Genomic DNA, 2,753 nt, shown 5'->3' with positions numbered 1-2,753 from the left:
CGAGGTGGATTTAGACAACTTAATTGAGGAGATTGAATCGATGGGGAGAAGTGAAAGACACGCGCTCAAAAGTCTTTTAACTCGTCTCCTAGAACATTTACTCAAATTAACTTACTGGCAATCGGAAAGAGACCGGAATGGCAATCATTGGAATGGAGAAATCAATAATTTTCGGGCAGAAATTCAAGATTTACTGGAGGATAGCCCTAGTTTAAAGCCCTATCTTCGGGAGATTTTTGAGCCATCCTACCATACAGCTTTAGAGACCGTCCGGAAAAAAATGGGTTTATCCCCCGGCGGTTTACCTAGTCAGATAATTTTTAATCTCGAACAGGTTTTAGATAATCAATGGCTGCCAATCGATTGGGAATAAACTATTGACGATCTAAATCACTGCCTAGGACGGTACTGGAGTTGGGAGAAAGGAGCTTTTTGCCTCTTGCCCCTTGCCTCTTGCCTTGAGAAGCTGATCACTGATCTGGGTTCACTCAACCAATTTCTTCAGCAGGGCATCCACTTCCTCCAGGCCAGATTGATTATTTTTCAGCACATAAACCGCTCGCGCTTGCTTAAAAGCTTCCTCCGCCTCTGTTTTTCGTCCCCGGCCCGCGTAGGCCCGACCGAGATTAAGATAGACATCGGCGTTATTGGGGGCGATTTCGGCCAAATCTTGATAGGCGATAATTGCTGCAAGATAATCTTTTCTGGCCAGATGGATGCGACCGATTCCCGCTTGTGCTTCCAAAGATTGGGGTTGTAGGAAAACAGCCCGACGATAAAAGGGGAGAGCCTCATCAAAACGCTCTTGTTTTTCGAGTAAAATCCCTATTTTTAGCTGAATTAAAAAATTTCCTGCACTTTGTCGCTCTATTTCCTTTAAAATTTGGGTTCCGCCATTTAAATCGCCCTGTTTGAGCAAAAGGCTGGCCAGTTGCAATCTTAATTCACTATTGTTAGGGAATCTTTGCAGGGATTTTTGGAGAAAATCGAGGGCTTCGGTGCTTTTATTCTGTTCGATCAAGGCTTTGCCCATGATTTCGTGGGCTTGCTGATTATTGGGGTCGAGAGCTAAAACCCATTGGTAAACTTCGCCCGCTTTTGCATAGTTTTTTTGCCGTAATAATACCACCCCTAAACCGAGGTAGTGTTGGACGTTTTTCGGTTCTATTTGGATAGCGTAGTAGTAAGCGGTGGCTGCATTGTCATAATCGCCGATATTAGCCAAACTATAACCGAGAGCATGGAAAAAGTCGGGATTACTCGGATCGAGACTTAAAGCTTTTTGGTATGCTTGGGCGGCGGCGTTATAATCCCCTTGCCGCGTTTGTAAAAAGCCGATCCCGGAGAAAATTTTGGCATTATTGCCATCAAGGGCGGCAGCCCGCTCGTAAACGGCTATAGCTTCCCCATAATTGCCATTTCTGACCAATTGCCGCGCTTGACGCAGTAGTTCGTTAACCTGTGAATTCCTGCTCACGATTGCCCCCGCCGGATTATCAGCGATCGCAATTGAGGGGGAGAAACAGCCCCCCGCGAGAAGACCGACGAGCAAGATTAAACGGGTAAATTGTTTCATCTTTGTTAACGATTCTTAATTAAAATTTATTGTAAATGCTATTGACAAAAATCAACCATTCTGCATCACCCTTGAACGAGATTATTGCGGGCCTCTTGGGCAACTTGGGCGCTTTTATCGCTGGTTAACTGGGTCAAAACAGCGATCGCATCTTCCCCCCCTAAGCGGCCTAAAGCTTGAGCGAGACGATAGCGCAGTTGCCAGTCATCATCATTAGCCAAGGGAACAAGTAAAGAGACGGCGCGAGGGTCGCCTAGTTCCCCAAAAGCACTAACGGCGGCCGTTTTTACCAATTCATTATCGGAGTTTAGGGCGATTTCGAGCAGTTCAAAGCCCCGGGGTTCCCCCAATTCGCCCAAAGCGGCCACAATGCTAAATTGAATTAACCAGTCGGAGGATTGTTGATAGACGGCCACCAGATCATCGTAGGCTGCCGTTAATTTTAACCCCCCGAGCGCATCGGCCGCGGCTGCTTTCACGTCTGCTTCGGGATCATGCAACAAGCGATCGCGCAGAATAGTTAAGGCCAGATCAAGATTCTGACGACCGAGGATATCTAGCTGACTTACCGCCGAATAACGCACCCTAGCGTTACTATCGTTAATTAAAGGCTGTAACATCTCGAAGGCGATTTCTGGGGCTAAATAACGCAGTTGATTAACTCCCGATAAGCGATCGCCATAATCATTGGAATCGAGCAGCCGTTGCACGGATTCAGGGGAATAATTCATAATTTGATGACACCCTTAACAATTGGACTGGTATTAATTGTCCCATGAATAGTTATCGACTCCTGACTATTTTGATCATGTTTAGTTCCCCGGTTTTTTGGGGCTGTAGTCCTCCCTCTCCCCCTAAAAAAGAACCGACGGCTAAGATAATCGCTTCTCCTTCTCCCAGTCCGATTATTTCCGCATCGGAGATTAAGGCCGCTAATCGTTATCGTCAATTGGGATTACAGTATCGTCAACAGGGAGATTTTATCAAAAGTATTGAGGCTTTAAAAAAATCGGTACAGTTAAACCCCAATCATCTGGACGGGAGAGTAATTTTAGGATGGACACAACACCTAGCTAAACAACCTTTAGCGGCACAAACAACCCTCGAAGAAACGATTAAAATTGCTCCCGATCATGTGGCTGCTTATAATGCTTTGGGTATTGTTTATCTTGTCGGT

4 protein-coding genes are annotated in these 2,753 nt (G+C 45.8%); 2 read left to right on the top strand and 2 right to left on the bottom strand.

Going from position 1 to position 2,753, the window contains the following annotated elements:
- On the top strand, window positions 1–373 hold a 373-nt coding region (locus PX484_RS20385; RefSeq protein WP_288105300.1), incomplete at its 5' end, for a DUF29 domain-containing protein.
- Between the two features lie 111 nt (window positions 374–484).
- Here PX484_RS20385 and PX484_RS20380 read toward each other — a convergent pair.
- A complete protein-coding gene (locus PX484_RS20380; protein ID WP_287766670.1) occupies window positions 485–1,576 on the bottom strand; it encodes a tetratricopeptide repeat protein in 1,092 nt (363 codons plus the stop codon).
- 65 nt (window positions 1,577–1,641) lie between these two features.
- Window positions 1,642–2,307, bottom strand: a complete 666-nt coding sequence (gene nblB, locus PX484_RS20375; RefSeq protein ID WP_287766672.1) for a phycobilisome degradation protein NblB — start codon at window positions 2,305–2,307, stop codon at window positions 1,642–1,644.
- Window positions 2,308–2,351: 44 nt separating this feature from the next.
- Between nblB and PX484_RS20370 the strand changes: the two genes are divergently transcribed.
- Window positions 2,352–2,753 (top strand): tetratricopeptide repeat protein (locus PX484_RS20370; RefSeq protein WP_288105299.1); only part of this gene is annotated, 402 nt, incomplete at its 3' end.

The sequence above is a fragment of the Microcystis sp. M49636_WE2 genome, from assembly GCF_030065375.1.
GTDB lineage: Bacteria > Cyanobacteriota > Cyanobacteriia > Cyanobacteriales > Microcystaceae > Microcystis > Microcystis aeruginosa_C.
Note: the sequence above shows the minus strand (reverse complement) of the source record. Positions and strands in the feature narration are given on the sequence as shown.

Coding starts and splice junctions, on each gene's coding strand:
- nblB (WP_287766672.1), bottom strand. CDS start 2,307: ATGAATTATTCCCCTGAATCCGTGCAACGGCTGCTCGATTCCAATGAT.
- PX484_RS20380 (WP_287766670.1), bottom strand. CDS start 1,576: ATGAAACAATTTACCCGTTTAATCTTGCTCGTCGGTCTTCTCGCGGGG.